Here is a 23,878-nt window from a genome sequence, read left to right on the forward strand (position 1 = left end):
CGCGCGGGTCACTCCCCGGTGCGCGATGTCGGCGCGCCCAGCGACGAGCGGATCATCTCGGACTGGCCCTCGAACCAGGTGGCGGCAAGCTGGCCGATCGCCAGGTAGGCCAGCACCGCCGCGATCAGGGTCAGCCCGCCGGGTGTCATCGCCGCCTTTCCCGCGCGGGCCAGAAGGCCGGGCGGCGTGTCGCGCGGGGCGCGCGCGCCGCCGGTATCCGGTGTCAGGTCGTGCATCGACATCGGCCGCCCGCGGGCGGCCTCGGGGTCGGGCCAGTCGCCCGGCCCGATCAGGATGCGGCCCGCGGGGGCGCCGTCGTCGGGGGCGCTGTGTCGGATGAAGACGCCACCAGGGCCCGCGTCGTCGAAATGCGCGCCATCCTCCAGCAGGCGCAGGCCGCCGGCGTGATCGCGCACAAGCTGCGTCACCAACGCCAGCCCCTCCTGCAGCGGCAGCGGCGAGGGCGCCAGCACCACCGGCTTGCCGCAGAACCGTTCGGCCCCCAGCATCACAAGGCCCAGCGGCGGCAGCACGCCGGCGATCACAGGCACGTCGCGCGCCGCGATGGGAACCGGGTGCAGGCACAGGGCCAGCGGCACCGTCATGTCCCGCGTTCCGGCGATCTCGTCGCGGTCGAACAGCATGTCGGACAGCGGCAGATGCGCCAGCCCGGCGTCGGAGATGTCGAACAGCACCAGGATCGCCCGGTGCAGCACGACAAGCTGCAGATGCCAGGGCAGGGGCGAGGCGCCCTGCCGCGCGGCGACGGTGACGGACACGTGCCCGGCATGGGCTGCGACGCCCGCGCGGATGCCCGCGGGCTTCAGCGCCATGATCGGCGCGGCCAGCGCCCCGGCCAGGGTGTCGGCCGGGCAGGGGGTGGCGGCGCGGTGCAGGGTCACGCCCACCCGCGCGTCGCCGAAGACCAGGTTGCCGTCCTCGTCCTGTCCGTCGCTGTGCAGCACCATGCGGAATCGCCCCAGCGCGGCGTTCAGCGCGCCCAGGAACGCGGTGGCGTCGGGCCTTCCGGCATCCGGGGCATAGAGGATGTTGGCCACCAGCGGCGGTGCGAAAGTCGCGGTCATCGGCGGGAGTGTCCTTGTTCAAGCCCCGGCAGGATGACGCGAAAGCGCGGCGAGGTGATGGCACGGGCGGTGCATTTTGGTGAAATCGCCCGCGCCCGGCAAAAAAGAAAGGCGCCCGCGAAGGGCGCCTTTCGATATTGTCGCCGTGATGGCGATCAGCAGCTGTAATACATCTGGAATTCGACCGGGTGCGGCGTGTGCTCGAACAGTTCGATCTCTTCCATCTTCAGGTCGATATAGCCGTCGATCTGGTCCTTGGTGAACACGTCGCCGGCCAGCAGGTAATCGTAATCGGCCTTCAGCTCGTCGATCGCCTCGCGCAGGCTGCCGCAGACGGTGGGGATGCCCTCAAGCTCTTCGGCCGGCAGGTCATAGAGGTTCTTGTCCATCGCCTCGCCCGGGTCGATCTTGTTCTTGATCCCGTCAAGGCCGGCCATCAGCAGCGCGGCAAAGCACAGGTAGGGGTTTGCCGACGGGTCGGGGAAACGGGCCTCGACGCGCTTGGCCTTGGGGCTTTCGGTCCACGGGATACGCACGCAGCCCGAACGGTTGCGGGCCGAATAGGCGCGCAGAACGGGGGCCTCGAAGCCCGGGATCAGGCGCTTGTAGCTGTTGGTCGACGGGTTGGTGAAGGCGTTGAGCGACTTGGCGTGCTTCAGGATGCCGCCGATGAAATACAGCGCCTCCTGGCTCAGATCGGCATATTTGTCGCCTGCGAAAAGCGGCTTGCCGTCCTTCCAGATCGACATGTTGCAGTGCATCCCCGTGCCGTTGTCGCCATAGATCGGCTTGGGCATGAAGGTGGCCGACTTGCCATAGGCCTGCGCCACGTTGTGGATGACGTACTTGTATTTCTGCAGCTCGTCGGCCTGCTTGGTCAGGCTGCCGAAGATCAGGCCCAGCTCGTGCTGGCACGACGCCACCTCGTGGTGGTGCTTGTCGACCTTCATGCCCATGCGCTTCATCGTGGACAGCATTTCCGAGCGGATGTCCTGGCCGTCGTCGATCGGGTTGACCGGGAAATAGCCGCCCTTGACGCCGGGACGGTGGCCGGTGTTGCCCATCTCGTATTCGGTGTCGCTGTTCCAGGCCGCGTCCAGCGCGTCGACCTCGTAGCTGACCTTGTTCATCTTGTTCGAGAACCGCACGTCGTCGAACAGGAAGAACTCGGCCTCGGGGCCCCAATAGGACATGTCGCCGATGCCGCTCGATTTCAGGTAGGCTTCGGCCTTTTCGGCGGTGCCGCGCGGATCGCGCTCATAGGCTTCGCCGGTGTCGGGCTCCACCACCGAGCAATGGATGCACAGCGTCTTTTCGGCATAGAACGGATCGAGATAGGCGCTGTCCACGTCGGGCATCAGCTTCATGTCCGAGGCTTCGATCGACTTCCAGCCCGCGATGGACGAGCCGTCGAACATGAAGCCCTCTTCGAGGAAATCCTCATCGACCTGGTCGGCCATCACCGTCACGTGCTGCAGCTTGCCGCGCGGGTCGGTGAAGCGGATATCGACATATTCGATATCCTCGTCCTTGATCATGGTGAGAACGGGGTTGCTCATACCGTTAATTCCCTTTCTGTCAGGTTACTTGGGTCCGCCGCGCGCGCCCGCGCGGGTTTTTCGGGTTACAGCGCGTCCGAGCCGGTTTCGCCGGTGCGGATGCGGATGGCTTGCTCGACGGGGCTGACGAAGATCTTGCCGTCGCCGATCTTGTCGGTCTTGGCGGCGTCGATGATCGCCTCGATCGCGGCCTCGACCTGATCGTCGTCAAGCACCACCTCGATCTTCACCTTGGGCAGGAAATCGACGACATACTCGGCGCCGCGATACAGTTCGGTATGGCCCTTCTGGCGCCCGAACCCCTTGACCTCGATGACGCTCAGGCCCTGAATGCCGGCGTCCTGCAGCGCCTCTTTCACCTCGTCCAGCTTGAACGGTTTGATGATCGCTTCGATTTTCTTCATCGCGGCCTCCTCGCCCCTCGTGTCTCGGAAACCGGTCAGATCACTTCCCGTCAGGGGCCACAATTGGATAAGGTCGCGGGGCGGGGATACGCGGGCGTTGAGCGGATCAATTGCCTAAAATTTAATCATCGCGCCCTGAAAGCGGGCGGAATTGAATCGCAGGGTGCAAAAGGATGACCGAATTGCTGACCGCCGCGCAGATGCGCAGCCATGAAAGGGCCGCCATCGAGTCGGGGCAGGCGACGGGGCTGGAGCTGATGGAACGCGCCGGGCGCGGCGTGGTTGCGGCGGTGTTCGAAGAATGGCCCGAACTGGCAAAGGCGCCGCATCGCGCCGTGGTGCTGTGCGGGCCGGGCAACAATGGCGGCGACGGATTCGTGGTCGCGCGGCTGCTGGCCGAATGGGGCTGGGAGGTGGAGCCGTTTCTTTATGGCGACCCCGACAGGCTGCCGCCGGATGCGCGGGTGAATTACGAGCGGTGGCGCGCGCTGGGGCCGGTCGCGGCGCTTGACGAGAGGGCCGGCGCGGCGGCACGGGCGTCCGACCTCGTGGTGGATGCGCTGTTCGGCACCGGGCTGACGCGGCCCGTCACGGGGCTTGATGCGGTGCTGCAGGGCGCGGGGGGCGCGCGCGTCGTGTCCGTCGATCTGCCCAGCGGGCTGTGCAGCGACAGCGGCCGTGTCCTTGCCGGGCAGGGGGCGGGCGTCCTGCCGGGGCAACTGACCGTCACCTTTCACACGATGAAGCCGGGCCATGTTCTTGCCGACGGGCCTTGGCTTTGCGGAAAAACCGTGATCGCCGATATCGGCCTGCGCCCCGCCGCGCCCGATGCCGCCATCGCGCGTTGCGTGATGCCGCCGGAGCGTGGGGCGCTGTCGAAAGCCTCGGGGCACAAATATGCCCACGGCCATGCGCTGATCCTGTCGGGCGGGGCGGGCCGCACCGGCGCGGCGCGGCTGGCGGCGCGGGGGGCGCTGCGCATCGGCGCGGGGCTGGTGACGCTGGGCGTGCCGGGATCGGCGCAGATGGAGGTGGCCGCGCAGGTGACCGCGATCATGCTGCGGCGGGTGGACGATGCCGATGCGCTGGCCGGGGTGCTGGAGGATACGCGGCTGAACGCGCTCTGCCTTGGTCCCGGTCTGGGGCTGGGCGATGAGCAGGCGGCCCTGGTCGCAGCGGCTTTGAAAGGCGGCCGCGCCACGGTTCTGGACGCGGATGCGCTGGCGCTTGTCGCGCGCGATGCGTCCCTTTTCGCCGCTCTGCATGAAACCTGCATTCTCACCCCCCATGCCGGGGAGTTCGCCCGCCTTTTCCCCGATATTGCCGAAAAGCTGAGCGCAATCCCGACCGCCGGCCCGGCTTATTCCAGGGTCGACGCCACGCGCGCGGCGGCGGAGAGGGCGGGTTGCGTCGTGCTGTTCAAGGGCCCCGACACCGTGATCGCCGCGCCGGACGGGCGGTGCAGCGTGAACGCCGCCGTTTACGACCGCGCGGCGCCGTGGCTGGCCACCGCCGGGTCGGGCGACGTGCTGGCGGGGTTCATCACCGGGCTGCTGGCGCGCGGGGTCGACCCGATGCAGGCGGCCGAGGCCGCCGCCTGGCTGCATGTGGACTGCGCCCGCCGTTTCGGCCCCGGCCTGATCGCCGAGGATATCCCCGAGGCGCTGCCGGGCGTGTTTCGCGACCTCGGGCTCTGACAGTGCAAAACCCCGCAGGCTGGCCACGGGGTTTTCATTGAATGTGCCAGGGGTCGCTCAGGCGACGCGCGCCAGTTCCTCGGCGGTGATGTGGCTGACCACTTCCAGCCCGTCGGCATAGATGACCTGCGCGCGCTCCAGCTCGACCTCGTAAAGCGTCACGGTCACGTCCCTTTGCAGGCGGAGGAATTCACCGTCCACCAGATCGCGCGCGGGGATCAGCGCCTGTTTCTGCCCGGTCAGCGCCTCGGCCCGCCAGTCGCGGATCAGCAGGCGCTGGTCGGCGGGCAGGGTCACGTCGCGTTCGGGCCGCGTATGGCCCAGCGAGCCCGCCATGATCGCCACCATGTCGCAGGTGATGTCCTTGCGGCGGATGTCGCGGATCACCGCCATGCCGGTTTCGCGGGTGATGATGCGGTCGCCCGCCGCCAGCGCCTCGACCGGCATTTCGCCGTCGAGCGTCATGACGATGCTGCCCGCCATCAGACCTGTGGATGCAATTTCGCGTGCCAGGCGTTCTGCAACGCCTTCACGCCCAACCGTTTTCGGTTTCATGGGCTTGATCCTGCTTTTTCTGCCTCGGTTTTTTCACCACATTACGGCAGGAATGTGCCCTTGTCGCGTCCATAATGGGCGCGCGGCGGGCTTTTTTGCCGACAATTTTTTCCACTCGCATCGCGCGCGCCGGTTTGCTATGACATCGCGGCGCGCAGGTCAGGCCCTTTGAAAACAAGGCCCGCGCGCATCATGCGGGTGTGGCGAAATTGGTAGACGCACCAGATTTAGGTTCTGGCGCCGCAAGGCGTGGGGGTTCAAGTCCCTCCACCCGCACCAACGTCGTTTTCGCGCCGCGAAAACGACGCCCGGCAGGCGTGTTTCGCAAAAACACGCCGGGACGATAGGGGCAGCCCGGCGCCATACCGCGAAAACCGCGCCCTATGGGCGGTCCCCGGAAACGGCACCCCGCGCGCCCGCAGATTCAGGGTTGATCCCCCCAAGCGCGCAGCCTAGTAAGGCGCAAATTTCTTCAGGCCGCCATCCGGGCGGCCTGTCAGCTCATGCGAGGACAAAGATGCAAGTCACCGAAACCCTGAATGACGGCCTCAAGCGCGGGTATGAAATCACCGTGACCGCCGCGGAACTCGACGCCAAGGTGAACGAGAAGCTGGTCGAGGCGCAGCCCGAGATCGAGATGAAGGGCTTTCGCAAGGGCAAGGTTCCCATGGCGCTGCTGAAAAAGCAGTTCGGCCAGCGCCTGCTGGGCGAGGCCATGCAGGAGGCCGTCGACGGCGCGATGTCCGAACATTTCGAACAGACCGGCGACCGCCCCGCGCTGCAGCCCGAGGTCGAGATGGTCGACGGCGAGACCTGGAAAGAGGGCGACGACGTCAAGGTCACCATGGCCTACGAGGCGCTGCCCGAGATCCCCGAGCCCGACCTGGGCAAGGTCAAGCTGGAACGCCTGGTGGTGAAACCCGACGATGCCGCCGTGACCGAGGCGCTGGAAAGCCTGGCCGAGAACGCGCAGGATTTCGACAGCCGCAAGAAAGGCTCCAAGGCCAAGGATGGCGACCAGGTCGTGATCGACTTCGTCGGCAAGGTCGATGGCGAACCCTTCGAGGGCGGCGCCGCCGAGGATTACCCGCTGGTGCTGGGCTCGGGCTCGTTCATCCCCGGCTTCGAGGAGCAGCTTGTCGGCGTCAAGGCCGGCGATGAAAAGGCTGTCGAGGTGACCTTCCCCGAGGATTACGGCGCGGAAAACCTCAAGGGCAAGGCTGCGGTGTTCGACTGCACCGTCAAGGACGTCAAGGCGCCGAAACCGGCCGAGATCGACGACGAGCTGGCCAAGAAATACGGCGCCGAGGATCTGGACGCGCTCAAGGCGCAGATTTCCGAGCGGCTCGAGGCCGAATATGCCGGTGCCGCCCGCGCGGTGGTCAAGCGCGCGCTGCTGGACGCGCTGGACGATGCGGTCAAGTTCGACCTGCCGCCCAGCCTGGTCGAGGCCGAGGCCAAGCAGATCGCCCACCAGCTGTGGCACGAGGAAAACCCCGAGGTCCACGACCACAACCACGGCGAGATCGAGACGACCGACGAACATAACCGCCTGGCCGAACGCCGCGTGCGCCTTGGGCTGCTGCTGGCCGAAATCGGCCGCAAGAAGGAAATCGAGGTGACCGACGCCGAGATGACCCAGGCGATCATGAACCAGGCCCGCCAGTATCCGGGGCAGGAGCGCCAGTTCTTCGAATTCATCCAGCAGAACCAGCAGATGCAGCAACAGCTGCGCGCGCCGATCTTCGAGGACAAGGTTGTCGATCACGTGCTGGAGCAGGCCGATGTGACCGAGAAAGAGGTCTCCAAGGACGATCTGCAAAAGGCGATCGAGGCGCTGGACGAGGAATAACACCGGGAAACGCGCTTTTCCCAGTGCCCGGGCCGCCCTTTTCGGGCGGCCTTTTTTATTGTGGCGGTATGGGGGAGCGCCAGAGGGCAGCGCACGGCCGCGGTCGGGCGATCCGACCTCTGTTCGTGGCAGTTTATGCTGCAGCTACTTCCTGCCTCAGATCGTGGTACTTGCGGCAGCCAATCGCCCGGCCGGGGGGCGGCCGTGCGATGCCCGGGCCGCTGTGCGGCTGTTCCGGGCAGGGTGTGTCATTCGAATGTTCAAGGCACCCCATAAGCCAAAGAAAAACGCCGCACCCCAGGGGCGCGGCGTTTCCCGGCAGGTCTGTGCGGCCGGTCAGGCGTTGTCTTCGTCGTCCGAAGCGTCGGCTGCCGGGGCCAGGTCCTCATCGTCCGACGCGGCCGAGCCGAGGTCGTCGAACAGTTCCGCGATCTCGTATTCCGCGGCGGCCTCTTCCTCGGCGGCGGCGTCCTGGATCGTCTTGCCCGACGCCTGCAGTTCGGCCTCTTCGGGCGAGCGGGCGACATTCAGCGTCATGGTGACCATCACCTCGGGGTGCAGGTGCACCTCGACCTCGTGCAGGCCCAGCTCCTTGATGGGGGCGCGGATGATGACCTGCTTGCGGTCGATCGAGAACCCCTCGTCGGTGGCGACGCCGGCGGCGTCACGGGTGGTGACCGAGCCATAGAGGCTGCCGCCGTCCGATGCCTGGCGAATCACGACGAATTGCTGGCCGTCCAGCTTTTCGCCGAGCGCCTCGGCCTCCTGGCGGGTTTCCAGGTTGCGTGCTTCAAGCTGCGCCTTTTGCGATTCGAAGCCCTTGATGTTCTCTTCGGATGCGACCAGCGCCTTTTTCTGCAGCAGCAGGTAGTTACGGGCATAGCCGGGCTTGACGTCGACGACGTCGCCCATCTGGCCCAGCTTGGCCACGCGTTCCAGCAGGATAACTTGCATGTCAGTCTCTCCTTACTTCACGGCGTAGGGGAGCAGGGCGAGAAAGCGCGCGCGCTTGATCGCACGGGCCAGTTCACGCTGCTTCTTGGCGGACACCGCGGTGATGCGGCTGGGCACGATCTTGCCACGCTCGGAAATGTAGCGCTGCAGCAGGCGGGTGTCCTTGTAGTCGATCGCGGGTGCGTTCTCGCCCGAGAAGGGGCACACCTTGCGACGGCGGAAAAACGGTTTAGCGGCCATGGGTTATGTCCTTTTCTTCAGGCTGTGATCAACGACGCTCGCGGCGGTCGCCACGGTCGTCTTTCTTCTGCATCTGGACCGACGGGCCTTCCTCGTGCGCGTCCACCTTGATGGTCAGCACGCGCATCACGTCGTCATGCAGCCGCATCAGGCGTTCCATTTCCTGCACTGCCGGCGCGGGCGCGTCGGTTTTCAGAAAGGCATAGTGGCCCTTGCGGTTCTTGTTGATCTTGTAGGCCATCGTCTTGACGCCCCAGTACTCGGTCTCGACGACCTTGCCGCCGTTGTCGCCCAGTACGGTGCCGAAATGTTCGATAAGGCCCTCGGCCTGCGCGTTGGACAGATCCTGACGCGCGATGAAGACATGCTCGTAAAGCGGCATGTGCACTCCTGTCATGTTCAGGCGCATTTCATAGGAGGGCCCTTTGAACCTTTCCGCGACCCCCCACGAGAGACTGCGCAGTTCCGTGATACCTGCGGAAAGGATGGGGGCGGATACACCGGATCGCGCCCCGGCGCAAGCCCCGCGCCCCCGCGCGCCGCTCCGCGTCTTTTCCGTGTAATCGCCGCATTCCTGCCCCTTTCCTGCTTCACGGTGCCGACAGGGGCCAGAACGCCCCGGCTACGGAGGACGCCGCCATGGTCGCAATGCCCGACAGATCCGAAACCCGGTTGCCCAGGGCGCAGGTTCAGGCCGATTGCCGGTTCTGTTCGGCGATCAGCGCGGCGATGCGGTTCGGCGGCGCGGTGCTTGTCCTCGCGGCGGTCGGGATCTGGCTGGTGCCGGTGGTCACGGGCGACGGGATCATGGTGCTGATGAAGCTGCTGGTCTCGGTCTTCTTCGCCTGCGTCGGCATGGTGCTGCTCGACTGGGGCCGTGCCGGGGCGATGGACGAAATCCACCTCGATACCGGGTCCCGGCAACTGACCCATATCCGCCGCCAGTACGACGGCATCCCGCGGGTCCGCGCGCGGTTCGGTTTCGACGAGCTGTCCGATATCCGCCTGCGCGACGGGATGCTGACCGTCATCGGCAATTCCGGCGCGGTGCTGGTGCAGCTTCCGGTCGAACGGGTCGAGAATCTCGACAAGATCCGTGCGGGGTTGGAAAGCAGCCTGGCCAAGACCGCCTGACCACCGCTTTCGCGCATCCTGTCACAGGGTCTGTGAGTTTCTGCAGGGTTGTCCCCGGCGCCGTCAGGGTCAATGTGGTTGACACACGCAAACACGTTCAACCGCATGACCACGAAAGGACCGATCATGACCCGTATCTTTGCTGCCGCGGCACTTGCCGGCGCGATGCTGACCGCCCCGGCCGCCTGGGCCGCCCCCGAGAAATACGTGCTCGACGCCAGCCACAGCCAGGTGCTGTTCTCCTACAGCCACCTGGGCTATTCGACGACCTGGGGCATGTTCTCGGGCTTTGAGGGCGAGATCATGTTCGACCAGGACGCCCCGGCCGACTCGTCGGTCAGCGTGTCGTTCCCCGCGCGCAGCATGTTCACCGGCTGGGAAGAGCGGTTCCAGCATTTCATGTCCGAGGATTTCTTCGGCGCGGATGAGAACGACACCGTCAGCTTCACCTCGACCGCGATCGAGGTGACGGGCGACACGACCGCCCTGATCACCGGCGACCTGACGATGAACGGCGTGACGAAATCGGTCGTGCTGGATGCGGAGCTGACGCAGGCCGGCACTCACCCGATGGCCAACAAGCCCTGGGCCGGCTTCAGCGCGACCACCACGCTCAAGCGCAGCGATTTCGACATGGGCATGTTCGTCCCCGCCATCAGCGACGAGGTCGAGGTGCAGATCTCGATCGAGGCGATGAAGGCCGAGTAAGCCGCGCCTTCCGCACCGTCAAAGGGCCGCCGGGCGATATCCGCGCGGCCCTTTTCGATGGGGCGGGGCGGTGGTGTCGCTGGTCCCCGCCCGGACCAGCCGCGAAGCGGCCCGGGCATCGCACGGCCGCCCCCCGGCCGGGCGATTGGCTGCCGCAGGTGCCACGGTCAGAGGTAGGAAGTGGCTGCACGATAGATTGCCAGCCACAACCGTTGGATCGCCCGACCGCGGCCATGCGCTGCCCTCTGTTGCGCTCCCCCGCCATTTCCTCTCTCCGCAAATATCCGGGGGGAGGCGCCGAAGGCGACGGGGGGCAAGGCCCCCCTGCCACCTGTCAGCCCATCCGCGCCCAGAGCCGTGGCAGCAACGTCCCTGCGCCGTCCTCGATCGCCTGCGCGGCGGCAAGGGCGGTATCCTCGCGAAAGCGGGTGGCGGTCAGTTGCACGCCGACCGGGTGGCCTTCGAACAGGTCCACCGGCACCACGGCCGAGGGCAGGCCGAGATAGTTCATCACCCCCATGTAGCGCGAGCCGTCCCGCATCAGGCGGGCCACCGCGTCGGGGCCGTCCAGGTCGCCGCGCGGGCCGGGCGTGCGCTGCACCATCAGCGGCGTCAGGATCACGGGATAGTCTTCCAGCACCGCCAGCCATTGCCGCAGATGGGTCAGCCGCTGCGCCTGCGCCAGCATGTAGGCTGTCAGGTCCAGCGGGTTGGAAAACGCCTTGTAGGCATCCATCACGCGGTTGAAATCCTCCGATCCGGCGGCGCGCATCGGGTCTTCGGACAGGGTGCACATCTCGGCGAACAGCAGGTCGGCCCAGTTCTGCCAGCAGCCAATGACATCGGGCAGTTCCACCTCGTCCACCTCGTATCCGGCGGCGCGCAGGTGGTCGGCGGCCTGCGCACAGATGTCGAGGATGCCCGCATCTGGGTCCATGTCCCCGGTAACCTTGCCCATCGCCACGCGCTTTTCCTGCGCGTCGCCCGCCAGCGGCATCGGCACATGCAGCGGGTCGCGGGCGTCGCGCGCGGCCATCACCTCAAGCCCCAGCACGGTGTCGGCCACGTTGCGGCAGATCGGGCCCTGCGTGGAAAACAGCTGCGCGACGAAGGGGCGTTCCCCGGCAAGCGAGGGGTTGAAGGCCGGAACACGCCCCTGCGTGGGCCGGATCGTCGCCAGCCCGCAGCACCAGGCGGGCCAGCGCAGGGAACCGCCGATATCGTTGCCATGCGCCAGCGTGCCGATCCCCGCCGCCACGGCCGAGGCCGCCCCGCCGGACGAGCCGCCGCAGGTGATCGCCTCGTCCCACGGGTTCAGCGTCAGCCCGTGCACCGGGTTGTCGGTAAAGGCGCGCATGGAAAATTCGGGCGTGTTGGTCTGGCCCAGGATCACCGCGCCCGCGTTGCGCAGGTTGCGGGTGACAGGCGCGTCATCCGGGGCGATCAGCCCCTCATTGGCCGGAACGCCGTTGATATTGGGGGTGCCCGCCACGTCCACGTTCTGCTTGACGGTGATCGGCACGCCATGCAGCGGGCCGTGAATATCGCCGCTTTTCAATGCCTTGTCGGCGGCGGCGGCGGTATCGAGCGCGCTGTCGCGCATGTCCAGCACCACGGCGTTCAGCGCCGGGTTGACCGCGTCCATCCGCTCCAGATGCGCCTCGGTCGCCTGGACCGAGGTGATGCGCCCCTCGCGGATCGCGGCGGCGGTTTCGGTGGCGCCCAGTTGCCAGATCGGTTTGTCCATCCTGTCCCCCTGCGGTTTTGCCACAGTAGGGAACAGGCAGGCCGGTGAGGCAAGCCCTATTCGGCGCGGGCGGCGCTCAGCGATACCGAAACGTCGACGGCGAAGCCAAGTTGCCCCGCGTCGGTCATCTGCGCGCCGATACCGAAATCGCGTCGGTCGAGCGTCAGCCCGCCGGTCATCGTCGCCACCTCGCCCGCGATGTCCAGATCGAAGGGCAGGGTGACGGGCACGGTCGCGCCCTTCAGCGTCAGCGTGCCGGTGGCGGCATAGCCCTGCGCGCCCTCGCCGGACCGCGCGATTTCGGCCTGAAACCGCGCGGTTTCATGGGTGGCGGCGTCGAAATAGTCGGGCGCCATCGCCTGTTCGGTGACCGATCCCAGCGTCAGCGACGGGATCGCGATGGCGACGCTCACATTTCCGGTGCCGGTTTCGGGGTCGAAGGCGATATCGGCCTGCCACTCGCCGAACTGCCCCTGCACGGCGCTGCCGAACTGCTGCACGGTGATGGCAAGCTGGCCCTCCTGCACCAGCCAGTCGCCGCCGCCCTGCGTGACGGCGGCACGCTCGGGCGCTTCGCCGGCGGTGCCGGCGACACCCCAGCCAAGGATGCCGATCCAGACGGCGGCGGCAAGGGCTGCGGGCAGCACGTGGCCGGGCTGTTCGGGGCTGGGCGCGGCCCCGGCCCGGCCGGGCAGCATCCGGCGCAGCGTGTCGTCGCGGTCGATCAGGTGGTGTTTCAGCGCGCCCGCCACGTGCAGCAGGATCGCGCCGATCAGGATTTTCGTGGACAGCCAGTGCACCGCCCCCGCCGGATCTGCCCAGGCCGCGCTTTGCGGCACGAAGGGCAGGGTCTGGCCGAAGGGCCACCAGATCGGGGCAAACCCGGTTTGCGCGGCGTGATGCACCCAGCCCGACAGCGGCACGATCACCAGCGCGCCGTAAAGCGCCCAGTGGATCAGCGCGGCCAGGAACGCCTCGGCCCGCCGGTCGCCGTTGGGCAGGCCGGGCCGAGGCTGCGCCACGGCCCAGAGGATGCGCAGCAGCGCGGCCAGGAACGCCGCCACGCCAAGCGTCTTGTGCAGGGAAAACAGCATCGCCACCCGCGCCAGCGCGGCACTGTCGCCCGGCGACAGGTCATGCGCCATGTCCCCGGCGATCAGGCCCAGCGGAATGGCGGTCAGGATCAGCAGCGCGGTCAGCCAGTGGAATGTCTTGGCGACGGCGCCATAGCGGGTTGCGGTGTTGCGGGCGGTCATGATGTGTCCTTTGCTGTCACGGCGCATCAATCAGGCAGTTTGCGCGCAGGCACCATGCCCGGCGCCGCACAGGGCCCGTGCATGGATGCGCGCGCCCCGTTGCGCCGGGCGGGCCCGCGCGCTATTCCGGGCCGGACACGACAAGAAAAGGGGCACGCGATGAGCCGCGCATTCGTATTTCCGGGGCAGGGCGCCCAGACCATCGGCATGGGCCGCGACCTGGCCGCGGCCTATCCGCAGGCCCGCGCCGTGTTCGACGAGGTGGACGCGGCCCTGGGCGAAAAGCTGTCGGCGCTGATCTGGGAGGGCGAGCAGGACGAACTGACGCTGACGCAGAACGCGCAGCCGGCGCTGATGGCGACCTCGATGGCGGCGATGCGCGCGCTGGAGGCCGAGGGCGTCGACGTGACGGCGGCGGATTTCGTGGCCGGGCACAGCCTGGGCGAATACTCCGCGCTGGCGGCGGCGGGTGCGCTGAGCGTGGGCGACGCGGCGCGGCTGCTGCGCACGCGCGGGCAGGCGATGCAGGCGGCGGTGCCGGTGGGCGTGGGCGCGATGGCGGCGCTGCTGGGGCTGGATTTCGACACCGCCCGCGCGGTGGCCGAAGAGGCAGCGCAGGGCGAGATCTGCCAGGCGGCCAATGACAACGATCCCGGGCAGGTGGTCGTGTCGGGCCACAAGGCGGCGGTGGAACGCGCGGTCGAGATCGCCAAGGGGCGCGGCGCGAAACGGGCGGTGATGCTGCCGGTCAGCGCGCCGTTCCATTGCGCGCTGATGGCGCCGGCGGCCGAGGCGATGTCCGAGGCGCTGGCGGGGGTCGATATCGCCGCGCCGAAGGTGCCGGTCGTGGCCAACGTGGTGGCCGAGGCGGTGAGCGATCCCGACCGCATCCGCGCGCTGCTGGTCGAGCAGGTGACCGGCGCCGTGCGCTGGCGCGAAAGCGTGCAGTGGATGGACGCGCAGGGCGTGGCCGAAATCTGGGAGATCGGCGCGGGCAAGGCGCTGTCGGGCATGGTGCGCCGCATCGCCCGCCATATCGAGTGCCGTGCCGTCGGCACGCCCGAGGATGTGAAAGCGGCGGTGGAAAGCCTGACGTCATAAGCCGGGGGCGGCGCCGCGCGGCGCGGGCGACCCGAAACACGAAAGGATCAAGGACATGTTCGACCTGACTGGAAAATGCGCGCTGGTGACCGGCGCGTCGGGCGGTATCGGCGGGGCCATCGCCCGGACGCTGCATGGCGCGGGCGCCACGGTGGGCCTGTCGGGCACGCGCGAAGAACCGCTGCAGGCGCTGGCCGCCGAGCTGGGCGAACGCGCCCACGTGCTGCCCTGCAACCTGTCGGACGCGCAGGCGGTGGACGCGCTGCCCAAGCAGGCGGTCGAGGCGATGGGCGGGGTCGATATCCTGGTCAACAATGCCGGGATCACCCGCGACCAGATCTTCATGCGGATGTCGGACGAGGAATGGCAGTCGGTGATCGACGTGAACCTGACCGCCGCGATGCGGCTGTGCCGGGGCGTGATGCGCCCGATGATGAAGGCGCGCTGGGGGCGGATCGTGAATATCTCGTCCATCGTGGGGGCCACCGGCAATCCCGGCCAGGCCAATTACGCTGCCGCCAAGGCGGGCATGGTGGGCATGACGAAATCCATCGCCTACGAGGTGGCCAGCCGCGGCATCACCGCCAACGCGGTGGCGCCCGGTTTCATCGCCACGGCGATGACCGACAAGCTGACCGACGACCAGAAGGACAAGATCAACGCGCAGATCCCCGCCGCGCGCATGGGCACACCCGAAGAGATCGCGGCGGCGGTGCTGTACCTTGCCAGCCCCGAGGCGGGCTATGTCACCGGGGCGACGCTGCATGTGAACGGCGGGATGGCGATGCTCTGATCGCGCGGTGCGGGAATCGATTCCCGTCATGCGCGGGGATGCGCGGGCGCGTGCGCGGCTGTCCCGGGGCTTTGGCCGGGGGTGCGGGGGTGTCGGTGTATCCGGTATTTTCGAAGCATTCTCAGTGGCTTGTGTGAGGTTCGGCGGAAAATCGCGGTGGATTTCCCCCTTGCGCCGTCGTTTTTTCATCGCCATTTCCGTGCCCGTGTGAAAGCGTTTGCCTTGAGTGCCGCATGTGCTATAGGCCTCGCAGTCGGACCGGGGGTATGCCTGCGGTCCTCCCCAAGCGGGGTCTTTGGAGAACCGTCCGGGCAAACCCGGGCAAAGGATTGCCACCCCCGCAGGGCGAGGGCAGAAACGGGCGCTACCGCCCAAGAAGTTGTGAGGACTGGACCATGAGCGATATCGCAGATCGCGTGAAGAAAATCGTTGTCGAGCATCTGGGCGTCGAAGAGGACAAGGTGACCGAGAACGCCTCGTTCATCGACGATCTGGGCGCGGACAGCCTGGACACCGTGGAACTGGTGATGGCGTTCGAAGAAGAGTTCGGCATCGAGATTCCCGATGACGCGGCCGAAACCATCCAGACCTTCGGCGACGCGGTGAAGTTCATCAAGGACGCCTCGTAAGAAATTCCCACCTTTCGGGTGGACAGGGCCCCTGCCGGATCGGCGGGGGCCTTTTTTCATGTGCAACCGGCCGCGCATGACGTGAATCGCGCGTCGCTTGCCGTTCCGCGCCAATCGCCGCGGCGCCGGGGCGCGCTAGGGTGTCGTCTGTGGACGCGTCTGGCGTCCGGGGCCCAGACGGGAGGCAGCGGCGATGATCATCTATCCCACACTCGAACTGATGAACGGCAAATGCGTGTCGCTGATGCGCGGGCGGCTGGAAGAGCCGGTGATCTGGCACCGCGACCCGGTCGAGGTGGCGCGCGGCTTTGCCGCGGCGGGGGCATCGTGGATGCATGTCACCGACCTTGACGCGCTGAGCGGGCGGGGCGACAACGATGCGCTGGTGGAAGAGATCATCCGCGCGGCGGGCATCCCGGTGCAGCTGGGCGGCGGTTTCCGCTCGCGCGAGCGGGTGGCGCAGTGGATCGACCGGGGCGCGGGCCGCGTGGTGGTGGGCACCATGGCGGCCTACGAGCCCGACCTGCTGCGGACGCTGGCGAAATATTATCCCGACCAGATCGTGCTGGCGCTGGATATCTTCCGCGGCACGGTGATGACCCATGGCTGGCGCGAACAAAGCGCGTTTTCGCCGGAATCCTTCCTGGACGCCTTTGCCGGCAGCCCGCTGGCCGGGGTGATCGTGACCGATATCGACGCCGATATCGAGGACAGCGACGGCTCGGTCGGGCTGATCGCGGGGCTGGCGGCCAAGACGCGCCACCCGGTGATCGCGCGCGGCACGGTGCGCAGCGCCGATGACGTGGCGGTGCTGAAATACGTGCCCAATATCGCGGGCACGCTGATCGGGCGGGCGCTGTTGTCGCGGGACGTGGACCTGGCCGAGGCGCTGGCGCTGGCGCAGCCCGAGGCGGGCGAGGCGCAGGCGGAGTTCATGTGACGGGAAGGGTGGCGTGGGGGATAAGGCTGCCGTTTTAGGGGAGTGCAACAGAGGGTATCGCACGGCCGCGGTCGGGCGATGCGACCTTTGTTGCGGTCACTTTATCGCGCAGCCACTTCCTACCTCAGACCGTGGCACTGGCGGCAGCCAATCGCCCGGCCGGGGGGCGGCCGTGCGATGCCCGGGCCGCTGCGCGGCCGTTCCGGGCAGGGTGCGTGGCTCGGCTGTCCGTGACTGCTTCGCCAATCTTCAGCCGCCGCGACGGATCGCCCAGAGCGCGGCGGGCGGGCCCAGCAGTTCGAACAGCACCGTGGTGCCGATGGTCAGCGCCATGACGGTTTCGCCCCATTGCGGGAATTCCTGCGCGGCGATCAGCGCGGTGCCCACCGCGACGCCCGCCTGCGGCAGCAGCGCCGGGCCGTAGAAGGCGCGCTCGGCGCGGGGGGTGTGGCCGATGGTGGCGCCGATCCAGCCGCCCGCCATGCGCGCGACGATGCGCAGCCCGGCATAGGCCGCGCCGACCAGCCCCAGCGCCATCAGCGCCGACAGCTCCAGCGCGGCGCCCGCCAGCACGAAGAACAGCACCAGGAAGGGCCAGCGCACATGCTCGATCTCGTGAAAGGCGCGGTCGTGATGGCGGGCGGTGTTGACCAGAACCATGCCGGCGGTCATCCCTGCGAGCAGGTAGCTGAGATCGAGCGCCAGCGCCGCGCCCGACAGCAGGAACACCAGCGCCAGCGCCTCGATCAGCAGCGGCTCGCCCTTTTCGATGCGGCCGGTCAGCCATGCGCCGGGCAGGCCCACGGCCAGCCCCAGCAGGACCGAGCCGAGGATATCGCGGGCCAGGCCCCGGACGATACCCGCGCCTTCCTGTGCGCCGGTCATCTGTCCGACGCCCAGCAGGACGAAGGAAAACACCACAAGCCCCCAGGCGTCGTCGATCGCCACGATCCCCTTGAGCGTGCGGGTGAACCGCGTGTCGCGGCCCGATTGCGCGATCACGTCCTGCGTGGCCGCCGGGTCGGTCGCGGTGGCGATGGCGGCCAGCACCAGCGCCAGCCCGAGCGGCACACCGGCCAGCCACAGGCCCAGCGACACCATCGCCAGCGTCACGAGGACGATGGACAGCGACAGCGCCAGGATCGCGCGGCCCCGGCTGCGCAGGGTTTCCAGCGACAGCGACGAGCCGAGCAGGAAGGCCACCATGGTCAGCGCCGTGGTCGACAGGAAATTCTGCAACGCCTCGCCCGGGCGCGGCAGCAGGTCGAGCCCGGGCCCGCCCAGCAGCACGCCGAACAGCAAAAGCAGGCTGACGCGCGGGATCGCCGTGCGCCGCGCCACGCTGTCGGCGATCAGCCCCAGTGCGAAGATTCCGCCCAGCATCAGGAAAACCGGCGCCAGTTCCTCGGCCATCGTCATGTCGTGCCCCTGTCCCTTTGCGGCCCAGCAGATACCGGCCGGGCGGGGCGGTCAAGGCGGCAGGTGGCTGCCGCCGGGATGTGCTGCCCTCTTGCCCCCATCGGGCGGGTCGGGGTATGAGCGGGCAAAGAGGATAGAAGGGGCAGACTTCATGCGTCGCGTTGTCGTTACCGGGCTTGGCCTTGTCACGCCCTTGGCCTGCGGGGTCGAGGAAACATGGAGCCGTCTGCTGGACGGTCAGTCGGGCGCGGGCCCGATCACACGGTTCAACCCCGAGCGGGTGCAGACGAAATATGCCTGCCAGGTGCCGCTGGGCGATGGCAGCGGGGGCACGTTCAACTCGGACGACTGGATGGAGCCGAAAGAGCGCCGCAAGGTCGACGATTTCATCCTCTACGGGATTGCCGCCGCCGAACAGGCGGTGCGCGACGCGGGCTGGATGCCCGAGGACGAGGAAAGCCGGCTGCGCACCGGCGTGATGATCGGATCGGGGATCGGCGGGCTGCAATCCATCGAACAGACCACGCTGCTGATGGCCGAGAAGGGGCCGCGGCGGGTATCGCCGTTCTTTATTCCCGGCGCGCTGATCAACCTGATCTCGGGGCAGGTCAGCATCAAATACGGCTTCAAGGGCCCCAACCACGCGGTCGTGACCGCCTGTTCCACCGGCGCGCATGCCATCGGCGATGCCGCGCGGCTGATCCAGTGGGGCGATGCCGACGTGATGGTGGCGGGCGGCGCCGAGGCGGCGATCTGCGAGATCGGGATCGCCGGGTTCAACGCCTGCAAGGCGCTGAGCACCAAGCGCGAGGACGACCCCAAGGCGGCCAGCCGCCCCTATGACGCCGACCGCGACGGGTTCGTGATGGGCGAGGGCGCGGGGATCGTCGTGCTGGAGGAGTACGAGCACGCGAAGGCGCGCGGCGCGAAGATCTATGCCGAGGTTCTGGGGTACGGGTTGTCGGGCGATGCCTATCACATCACCGCGCCGTCCGAGGATGGCGACGGCGGATACCGCTCGATGAAGGCGGCGCTGGAGCGTGCGGGGCTGCAACCGTCGGATATCGACTATATCAACGCGCATGGCACCAGCACGATGGCCGATGTGATCGAACTGGCCGCGGTGGAGCGGCTGCTGGGCAACGCGGCGAACAAGGCCACCATGTCGTCGACGAAATCGGCCACCGGGCACCTGCTGGGCGCGGCGGGTGCGATCGAGGCGATTTTCTCGATCCTGGCGATTCGCGACCAGGTGGCGCCGCCGACGATCAACCTGGACAATCCGGCGGTGGAAACCCCGCTGGACCTGGCGCCGAACAGGAAATGCGAACGTGAGATCAATATCGCGCTGTCCAACAGCTTTGGCTTTGGCGGCACCAATGCGAGCCTGATCGTCGGAAAGGTCGATTGATGTGGCGGGCCATCGCCTCGAACGGGTTGACCATGCTGATCGTCGGGCTGTTCCTGCTGGGCGGCGTGATCCTGTGGGGGCAGCGCGAATACAGCGCCGAGGGGCCGCTGGACCAGGCGATCTGCCTGCGCGTGCCCTCGGGCAGCACGATGTCGCGGGTCAGCCGTGACCTGGCCGATCGGGGCGCGATCACCAGCGACACGGTGTTCCGGCTGGGGGCCGAGTATTCCGACAGGACGCAGGCGCTGAAGGCCGGCAGTTTCCTGGTGCCCGAGGGCGCCAGCATGGCCGAGATCGTGGATATCGTCACGCGGGGCGGGGCATCGACCTGCGGCACCGAGGTTGTGTATCGCATCGGCGTGACGCGGGCGCAGGTGCAGGTGCGCGAACTGGACCCGGCGACCAACCGCTATGTCGAACGGGCGGCCTTCGTTCCGGGCGAGGGCGAGGTGCCGGCGGCCTTTGCGGAGGTGCGCGAGAAATCCGATACCCGTTACCGCATCGCGCTGGCCGAGGGCGTGACGAGCTGGCAGGTGGTCGAGGAACTGAAGCAGGTCGACGTTCTGGACGGCGAGGTGGGCGAGACCCCGCCCGAGGGGATGCTGGCGCCCGACAGCTACGAGGTGCGGGTGGGCGACAGCCGTGCCGAGCTGGTGGCCGAAATGCAGCAGCGGCAGGAGGCGATCCTGACCGAGGCGTGGCAATCCCGCGCCGAGGGCCTGCCGGTCACGACCCCGCAGGAGGCGCTGATCCTGGCCTCGATCATCGAGAAGGAAACCGGCACCCCGGAAGAGCGCGGCGTGGTGGCCAGCGTCTTTACCAACCGTCTTGAGGCGGGGATGCCGCTGCAGACCGACCCGACGGTGATCTATGGTATCACGCAGGGGCGCGGTGTGCTGGGCCGCGGGTTGCGGCAGAGCGAGCTGCGCGGAGAGACACCGTGGAACACCTATGTGATCCGGGGGTTGCCGCCGACGCCCATCGCCAATCCGGGCCGCGCCAGCATCGAGGCGGCGGTGAACCCGGACGACACCGATTACATCTATTTCGTGGCCAAGACGCTTGACCCGGCGGACGGGCATAACTTTGCCGTGACGCTGGACGAGCATAACGCGAACGTGGCCGCGTATCGCCGGCTCGAGGCGGAGCGCGCCAACGACTGACCGCCCGGCCCGAGCGAGAGGAAGGGGCGATGCGCCTGACCCATGTCATCGGAGCGATCGTGTTGCTGCTGCCGCTTGCGCTGCCGGCGCCGGGCGGGATGGACCCGGCGGCGTGGCGCGTGGCGGGGCTGGCGGCGCTGATGGCGCTGTGGTGGCTGACCGAGGCGGTGCCGCTGGCGGTGACCGCGCTGCTGCCGCTGGCGCTGGCGCCGCTGCTGGGGCTGGGCGATATCGCCGCCATTGCCGGGCCTTATGCCAACCCTTTGATATTCCTGTTCCTGGGCGGTTTCCTGCTGGCGCTGGCCATCGAGAAATGGGGGCTGCACCGGCGCATCGCGGGGGCGCTGCTGCGGTGGGCCGGAACCGCGCCGGGGCGGGTTCTGGCGGCGGTGATGGGATCGACCGCTTTCCTGAGCCTGTGGATCAGCAACACCGCCTCGGCGATGGTGATGGCGCCGATTGCCGCCGGGCTGGCGGCGCAGGCGCAGGAGGCACGCAGCGGCACCGCGCTGATGCTGGGCGTTGCCTTTGCCGCGACGATCGGGGGGATGGGATCGCTGATTGGCACGCCGCCCAACGCGCTGTTCGCGGCCTACATGGCCGATACCTATGGCATCGTGATCGGGTTCGCGGAATGGGCGGTCGTCGGGGTGCCGGTGTCGCTGATCCTGCTGGGGCTGGCGTGGCTGGTGCTGAGCCGGCTGTCGCCCGGCCTGGGCGCGGCGCCGCTGATGCTGGAAGAGGCGGGCCGGCAGGCCGCGCTGAGCGCCGGAGCGCGCCGTGTGGCGATCATCGGGGCGCTGACCGCCTGCGCGTGGATCGCGCGGCCCCTGCTGGACGATCTGCCGGGGCTGGGCGCGCTGAGCGATGCCGGGATCGCCATGCTGGCGGGGGTGGCGTTGTTCCTTGTACCGTCGGGGCGGGGCGGTGCGCTGATGGAGTGGCGCGATTTGCGTGACCTGCGCTGGGACGTGCTGATCCTGTTCGGCGGCGGGCTGGCGCTTGCGCGGCTGATGCAGGAAAGCGGGCTGTCGGACTGGATCGGCGGGCAGAGCGCGGCGCTGCATGGCTGGCCGCTGCCGGTGCTGGTGGCGGGCTTTGCGGCGATCACCGTCTACCTGGGCGAGCTGGCCAGCAATACCGCGATGGCGGCGCTGTTCCTGCCGGTGGCGGGGGCCACGGCGGCGGCGATGGGGGCCGACCCGGTGGCGGTGCTGCTGCCGGTGGCGCTGGCGGCGTCGATCGGGTTCATGCTGCCGGTTGCCACGCCGCCCAACGCCATCGTGTTCGGGCAGGCGGGCGTGACCCGCGCGGCGATGCTGCGCGCGGGTGCGGCGCTGGACGTTCTGGGGCTGGTGGTGGCGGTCGGGCTGGGCCTGACGCTGGGCGCGGCGGTGTTCTGACGCTCCTTGGCGGTTAACAAAATGTAATGAAACCGGACGGTTGCGGGGTGTTCCTGAGGTCGAAAACCTTGACATCGGCGCACGGTCTGTCGTATAGGTTGTGACAAGCTGGAAGAGGTGGGCAAGCGGCCCCGGGGCAACCCGGGTGCCGCTTTTTTCGTCTCGCTCGTGCGGAGGGAAAACGCATGGGGCAAAGCGAGCAGACACATGAAAGCAGAACTTTCTGACGCGACCGGGGACTCACTCAGCCGGGCCATCCGGGTCGTGGAGGAGCAATTGCTCGGGATGACGACCGAGCTTCTGGAGCTTCAGCAAAGGGTGCGCGCGGGCGAGCTGGAGGCGTTGAAGGACAGCGCCCGGCTGACCGCGGAAATCCGGCACTGGCTGAAGATGGCACTGGATACGGAGCAAAGATGTGAAGAGCGCCGCAAGGAACAGCAGGGCATCGTCAACGACTATGCCATCGACTTCGACCGGGCCCGATCTGAGATCGGGTGCCGCCTGGCTCGCCTCCGCGCCCGAGGATGTCCAGCGGGACTTCCTGCAAAGCCTCGATGACGGGCTGGTGCTGGCGTTGCCGCATCTTTTCGAGTTCTGGGCGCTGCCGCACCAGTTGCCGCCCGGCGGCGACTGGCGGACATGGGTGATCCTGGGCGGGCGCGGCGCGGGCAAGACCCGCGCCGGGGCGGAATGGGTGCGCAGCCTTGTCGAGGGGGCGATGCCGCTGGACCCGGGGCGCTGCGCGCGGGTGGCCATCGTGGGCGAAACGCTGGACCAGGCGCGCGAGGTGATGGTGTTCGGCGACAGCGGCATCCTGGCCTGCGCGCCGCCCGACCGCAAACCCGTCTGGCATGGCGGGCGGCGGATGCTGACATGGCCCAACGGCGCGACCGCGCAGGTGTTTTCGGCGCATGAGCCCGAGGCGCTGCGCGGCCCGCAATTCGACGCCGCCTGGGTGGACGAGCTGGCGAAATGGAAGCGCGGGCAGGAGGCGTGGGACATGCTGCAATTCGCGCTGCGGCTGGGGGAGAACCCGCAGGTCTGCGTGACCACGACGCCGCGCAACGTGGGCGTGCTGAAAGAGGTGCTGGGGCGCGACAGCACGGTGCGGACCCATGCGCCGACCGAGGCGAATGCCGCCAACCTTGCCGAAAGCTTTCTGGTCGAGATGCGCGCGCGCTACGCCGGCACGCGGCTGGGCCGGCAGGAGCTGGAGGGCGTGCTGATGGAGGATGCCGAGGGCGCGCTGTGGTCGCGGGCGATGCTGGATGCCGCGCGGCTGGGCGAGTGCCCGGAGCTGGACCGGATCGTGGTGGCGGTGGACCCGCCGGTGACGGGCCATGCGCGCTCGGACGAATGCGGGATCATCGTGGCGGGTGTGCGGGCGCGGGGGGCGCCGCAGCACTGGCAGGCCTGCGTGCTGGAGGATGCCAGTATCAGCGCCGCCAGCCCCGCCGCCTGGGCGCGGGCCGCCATCGCGGCGCGCGACCGCTGGAACGCCGCGCGCATCGTCGTCGAGGTGAACCAGGGCGGCGACATGGTCGAGGCGGTGCTGCGGCAGGTCGATCCGCTGGTGCCGCTGGGCAAGGTGCGCGCGACGGTGAACAAGCAGGCCCGCGCCGAGCCGGTGGCGGCACTGTACGAACAGGGGCGGGTGAACCACCTGCGCGGCTTCGGCGTGCTGGAGGACCAGATGTGCGCGATGACGACCGGCGGATACGAGGGCACCGGCAGTCCCGACCGGCTGGATGCGCTGGTCTGGGCGCTGAGCGACCTGATGATCGAACCGGTGCGCAAATGGCGGCATCCGACGGTGCGCGCGCTCTAG

At 68.2% G+C, this 23,878-nt stretch carries 23 protein-coding genes and 1 tRNA gene; 14 read left to right on the forward strand and 10 right to left on the reverse strand.

Annotated elements, in window-relative coordinates:
* Positions 1–8 precede the first annotated feature (8 nt).
* The 3 genes from F3H87_RS04815 to F3H87_RS04825 all read right to left on the reverse strand — a co-directional run bounded on the left by F3H87_RS04815 (position 9) and on the right by F3H87_RS04825 (position 3,048).
* The gene (locus tag F3H87_RS04815) at positions 9–1,085 is read right to left on the reverse strand and encodes a hypothetical protein (protein ID WP_149786181.1); all 1,077 of its coding nucleotides are present in this window, start codon (positions 1,083–1,085) and stop codon (positions 9–11) included.
* A gap of 155 nt (positions 1,086–1,240) precedes the next feature.
* Positions 1,241–2,644 (reverse strand): type I glutamate--ammonia ligase, encoded by a 1,404-nt coding sequence (glnA, locus tag F3H87_RS04820; RefSeq protein WP_149786180.1) that lies wholly within the window; start codon positions 2,642–2,644, stop codon positions 1,241–1,243.
* A gap of 65 nt (positions 2,645–2,709) precedes the next feature.
* Positions 2,710–3,048 (reverse strand): P-II family nitrogen regulator, encoded by a 339-nt coding sequence (locus F3H87_RS04825; RefSeq protein WP_149786179.1) that lies wholly within the window; start codon positions 3,046–3,048, stop codon positions 2,710–2,712.
* Positions 3,049–3,221: 173 nt separating this feature from the next.
* Here F3H87_RS04825 and F3H87_RS04830 point away from each other — a divergent pair, with 173 nt between their 5' ends.
* Positions 3,222–4,745, forward strand: coding sequence for an NAD(P)H-hydrate dehydratase (locus F3H87_RS04830; protein ID WP_149786178.1), 1,524 nt, complete (start codon positions 3,222–3,224; stop codon positions 4,743–4,745).
* 57 nt (positions 4,746–4,802) lie between these two features.
* Here the strand turns inward: F3H87_RS04830 and F3H87_RS04835 are convergent, their stop codons facing one another.
* Complete coding sequence (locus F3H87_RS04835) at positions 4,803–5,300, reverse strand: Hint domain-containing protein (RefSeq protein ID WP_149786177.1); 498 nt, start codon at positions 5,298–5,300, stop codon at positions 4,803–4,805.
* 194 nt (positions 5,301–5,494) lie between these two features.
* Between F3H87_RS04835 and F3H87_RS04840 the strand changes: the two genes are divergently transcribed.
* Positions 5,495–5,579, forward strand: a tRNA-Leu gene (locus F3H87_RS04840).
* A 238-nt stretch (positions 5,580–5,817) separates the two neighbouring features.
* Positions 5,818–7,152 (forward strand): trigger factor, encoded by a 1,335-nt coding sequence (gene tig / locus F3H87_RS04845; RefSeq protein ID WP_149786176.1) that lies wholly within the window; start codon positions 5,818–5,820, stop codon positions 7,150–7,152.
* A 336-nt stretch (positions 7,153–7,488) separates the two neighbouring features.
* Here tig and rplI read toward each other — a convergent pair whose 3' ends face one another.
* From rplI to rpsF, 3 genes are read right to left on the reverse strand one after another with little or no spacing between them, the layout of a single operon-like run.
* On the reverse strand, positions 7,489–8,106 hold the full coding sequence (gene rplI / locus F3H87_RS04850; protein ID WP_149786175.1) for a 50S ribosomal protein L9: 618 nt from the start codon (positions 8,104–8,106) through the stop codon (positions 7,489–7,491).
* 12 nt (positions 8,107–8,118) lie between these two features.
* On the reverse strand, positions 8,119–8,346 hold the full coding sequence (rpsR, locus tag F3H87_RS04855; RefSeq protein ID WP_028957713.1) for a 30S ribosomal protein S18: 228 nt from the start codon (positions 8,344–8,346) through the stop codon (positions 8,119–8,121).
* 28 nt (positions 8,347–8,374) lie between these two features.
* The gene (rpsF, locus tag F3H87_RS04860; protein ID WP_149786174.1) at positions 8,375–8,728 is read right to left on the reverse strand and encodes a 30S ribosomal protein S6; all 354 of its coding nucleotides are present in this window, start codon (positions 8,726–8,728) and stop codon (positions 8,375–8,377) included.
* 257 nt (positions 8,729–8,985) lie between these two features.
* On the opposite strand from rpsF, the gene F3H87_RS04865 reads away from it, so the two are divergent.
* A complete protein-coding gene (locus F3H87_RS04865) occupies positions 8,986–9,480 on the forward strand; it encodes a hypothetical protein (RefSeq protein WP_149786173.1) in 495 nt (164 codons plus the stop codon).
* Positions 9,481–9,606: 126 nt separating this feature from the next.
* Positions 9,607–10,188, forward strand: coding sequence for a YceI family protein (locus tag F3H87_RS04870; RefSeq protein ID WP_149786172.1), 582 nt, complete (start codon positions 9,607–9,609; stop codon positions 10,186–10,188).
* Between the two features lie 334 nt (positions 10,189–10,522).
* Here the strand turns inward: F3H87_RS04870 and F3H87_RS04875 are convergent, their stop codons facing one another.
* Positions 10,523–11,935, reverse strand: coding sequence for an amidase (locus F3H87_RS04875; RefSeq protein ID WP_149786171.1), 1,413 nt, complete (start codon positions 11,933–11,935; stop codon positions 10,523–10,525).
* A gap of 56 nt (positions 11,936–11,991) precedes the next feature.
* Positions 11,992–13,191, reverse strand: coding sequence for a cytochrome b/b6 domain-containing protein (locus F3H87_RS04880; RefSeq protein WP_149786170.1), 1,200 nt, complete (start codon positions 13,189–13,191; stop codon positions 11,992–11,994).
* Between the two features lie 159 nt (positions 13,192–13,350).
* Between F3H87_RS04880 and fabD the strand changes: the two genes are divergently transcribed.
* The 4 genes from fabD to F3H87_RS04900 all read left to right on the forward strand — a co-directional run bounded on the left by fabD (position 13,351) and on the right by F3H87_RS04900 (position 16,654).
* Complete coding sequence (gene fabD / locus F3H87_RS04885) at positions 13,351–14,292, forward strand: ACP S-malonyltransferase (protein ID WP_149786169.1); 942 nt, start codon at positions 13,351–13,353, stop codon at positions 14,290–14,292.
* A 55-nt stretch (positions 14,293–14,347) separates the two neighbouring features.
* Entirely contained in the window at positions 14,348–15,085 is a 738-nt protein-coding gene (gene fabG, locus F3H87_RS04890) for a 3-oxoacyl-[acyl-carrier-protein] reductase (RefSeq protein WP_149786168.1), read from the forward strand.
* Between the two features lie 395 nt (positions 15,086–15,480).
* A complete protein-coding gene (locus F3H87_RS04895) occupies positions 15,481–15,714 on the forward strand; it encodes an acyl carrier protein (RefSeq protein WP_149786167.1) in 234 nt (77 codons plus the stop codon).
* Between the two features lie 193 nt (positions 15,715–15,907).
* Entirely contained in the window at positions 15,908–16,654 is a 747-nt protein-coding gene (locus F3H87_RS04900) for a 1-(5-phosphoribosyl)-5-[(5-phosphoribosylamino)methylideneamino] imidazole-4-carboxamide isomerase (RefSeq protein WP_149786166.1), read from the forward strand.
* 249 nt (positions 16,655–16,903) lie between these two features.
* Here F3H87_RS04900 and F3H87_RS04905 read toward each other — a convergent pair whose 3' ends face one another.
* Positions 16,904–18,073 carry a cation:proton antiporter gene (locus tag F3H87_RS04905; protein ID WP_223227960.1) on the reverse strand — a complete coding sequence of 390 codons (1,170 nt, stop codon included), beginning with the start codon at positions 18,071–18,073 and terminating at the stop codon, positions 16,904–16,906.
* A gap of 151 nt (positions 18,074–18,224) precedes the next feature.
* Here F3H87_RS04905 and fabF point away from each other — a divergent pair, with 151 nt between their 5' ends.
* The 5 genes from fabF to F3H87_RS04930 all read left to right on the forward strand — a co-directional run bounded on the left by fabF (position 18,225) and on the right by F3H87_RS04930 (position 23,878).
* Positions 18,225–19,484: a beta-ketoacyl-ACP synthase II gene (gene fabF / locus F3H87_RS04910; protein WP_149786165.1), complete on the forward strand. Its 1,260-nt coding sequence runs from the start codon at positions 18,225–18,227 to the stop codon at positions 19,482–19,484.
* Positions 19,484–20,647, forward strand: a complete 1,164-nt coding sequence (gene mltG / locus F3H87_RS04915; RefSeq protein ID WP_149786164.1) for an endolytic transglycosylase MltG — start codon at positions 19,484–19,486, stop codon at positions 20,645–20,647. The genes fabF and mltG overlap by 1 nt, the downstream gene beginning before the upstream one ends.
* 29 nt (positions 20,648–20,676) lie before the next feature.
* The gene (locus F3H87_RS04920) at positions 20,677–22,050 is read left to right on the forward strand and encodes an SLC13 family permease (RefSeq protein ID WP_149786163.1); all 1,374 of its coding nucleotides are present in this window, start codon (positions 20,677–20,679) and stop codon (positions 22,048–22,050) included.
* Positions 22,051–22,257: 207 nt separating this feature from the next.
* Positions 22,258–22,608 (forward strand): hypothetical protein, encoded by a 351-nt coding sequence (locus F3H87_RS04925; protein WP_149786162.1) that lies wholly within the window; start codon positions 22,258–22,260, stop codon positions 22,606–22,608.
* Positions 22,508–23,878, forward strand: a complete 1,371-nt coding sequence (locus F3H87_RS04930; protein WP_188129120.1) for a DNA-packaging protein — start codon at positions 22,508–22,510, stop codon at positions 23,876–23,878. The genes F3H87_RS04925 and F3H87_RS04930 overlap by 101 nt, the downstream gene beginning before the upstream one ends.

The sequence above is a fragment of the Lutimaribacter pacificus genome (assembly GCF_900142185.1).
GTDB classification, from domain to species: Bacteria; Pseudomonadota; Alphaproteobacteria; order Rhodobacterales; family Rhodobacteraceae; genus Lutimaribacter; species Lutimaribacter pacificus.

What these genes read in the sequence shown, in the direction of transcription:
- F3H87_RS04880 (WP_149786170.1), bottom strand. Translation starts at nt 13,191, where the DNA reads ATGACCGCCCGCAACACCGCAACCCGCTATGGCGCCGTCGCCAAGACA.
- F3H87_RS04930 (WP_188129120.1), top strand. Translation starts at nt 22,508, where the DNA reads ATGCCATCGACTTCGACCGGGCCCGATCTGAGATCGGGTGCCGCCTGG.
- F3H87_RS04905 (WP_223227960.1), bottom strand. Translation starts at nt 18,073, where the DNA reads ATGACGATGGCCGAGGAACTGGCGCCGGTTTTCCTGATGCTGGGCGGA.
- F3H87_RS04895 (WP_149786167.1), top strand. Translation starts at nt 15,481, where the DNA reads ATGAGCGATATCGCAGATCGCGTGAAGAAAATCGTTGTCGAGCATCTG.
- fabG (WP_149786168.1), top strand. Translation starts at nt 14,348, where the DNA reads ATGTTCGACCTGACTGGAAAATGCGCGCTGGTGACCGGCGCGTCGGGC.
- rpsR (WP_028957713.1), bottom strand. Translation starts at nt 8,346, where the DNA reads ATGGCCGCTAAACCGTTTTTCCGCCGTCGCAAGGTGTGCCCCTTCTCG.
- tig (WP_149786176.1), top strand. Translation starts at nt 5,818, where the DNA reads ATGCAAGTCACCGAAACCCTGAATGACGGCCTCAAGCGCGGGTATGAA.
- F3H87_RS04865 (WP_149786173.1), top strand. Translation starts at nt 8,986, where the DNA reads ATGGTCGCAATGCCCGACAGATCCGAAACCCGGTTGCCCAGGGCGCAG.
- F3H87_RS04835 (WP_149786177.1), bottom strand. Translation starts at nt 5,300, where the DNA reads ATGAAACCGAAAACGGTTGGGCGTGAAGGCGTTGCAGAACGCCTGGCA.
- F3H87_RS04900 (WP_149786166.1), top strand. Translation starts at nt 15,908, where the DNA reads ATGATCATCTATCCCACACTCGAACTGATGAACGGCAAATGCGTGTCG.
- F3H87_RS04825 (WP_149786179.1), bottom strand. Translation starts at nt 3,048, where the DNA reads ATGAAGAAAATCGAAGCGATCATCAAACCGTTCAAGCTGGACGAGGTG.
- F3H87_RS04925 (WP_149786162.1), top strand. Translation starts at nt 22,258, where the DNA reads ATGAAAGCAGAACTTTCTGACGCGACCGGGGACTCACTCAGCCGGGCC.
- rpsF (WP_149786174.1), bottom strand. Translation starts at nt 8,728, where the DNA reads ATGCCGCTTTACGAGCATGTCTTCATCGCGCGTCAGGATCTGTCCAAC.
- glnA (WP_149786180.1), bottom strand. Translation starts at nt 2,644, where the DNA reads ATGAGCAACCCCGTTCTCACCATGATCAAGGACGAGGATATCGAATAT.
- F3H87_RS04870 (WP_149786172.1), top strand. Translation starts at nt 9,607, where the DNA reads ATGACCCGTATCTTTGCTGCCGCGGCACTTGCCGGCGCGATGCTGACC.
- fabD (WP_149786169.1), top strand. Translation starts at nt 13,351, where the DNA reads ATGAGCCGCGCATTCGTATTTCCGGGGCAGGGCGCCCAGACCATCGGC.
- mltG (WP_149786164.1), top strand. Translation starts at nt 19,484, where the DNA reads ATGTGGCGGGCCATCGCCTCGAACGGGTTGACCATGCTGATCGTCGGG.
- rplI (WP_149786175.1), bottom strand. Translation starts at nt 8,106, where the DNA reads ATGCAAGTTATCCTGCTGGAACGCGTGGCCAAGCTGGGCCAGATGGGC.
- fabF (WP_149786165.1), top strand. Translation starts at nt 18,225, where the DNA reads ATGCGTCGCGTTGTCGTTACCGGGCTTGGCCTTGTCACGCCCTTGGCC.
- F3H87_RS04815 (WP_149786181.1), bottom strand. Translation starts at nt 1,085, where the DNA reads ATGACCGCGACTTTCGCACCGCCGCTGGTGGCCAACATCCTCTATGCC.
- F3H87_RS04830 (WP_149786178.1), top strand. Translation starts at nt 3,222, where the DNA reads ATGACCGAATTGCTGACCGCCGCGCAGATGCGCAGCCATGAAAGGGCC.
- F3H87_RS04920 (WP_149786163.1), top strand. Translation starts at nt 20,677, where the DNA reads ATGCGCCTGACCCATGTCATCGGAGCGATCGTGTTGCTGCTGCCGCTT.
- F3H87_RS04875 (WP_149786171.1), bottom strand. Translation starts at nt 11,935, where the DNA reads ATGGACAAACCGATCTGGCAACTGGGCGCCACCGAAACCGCCGCCGCG.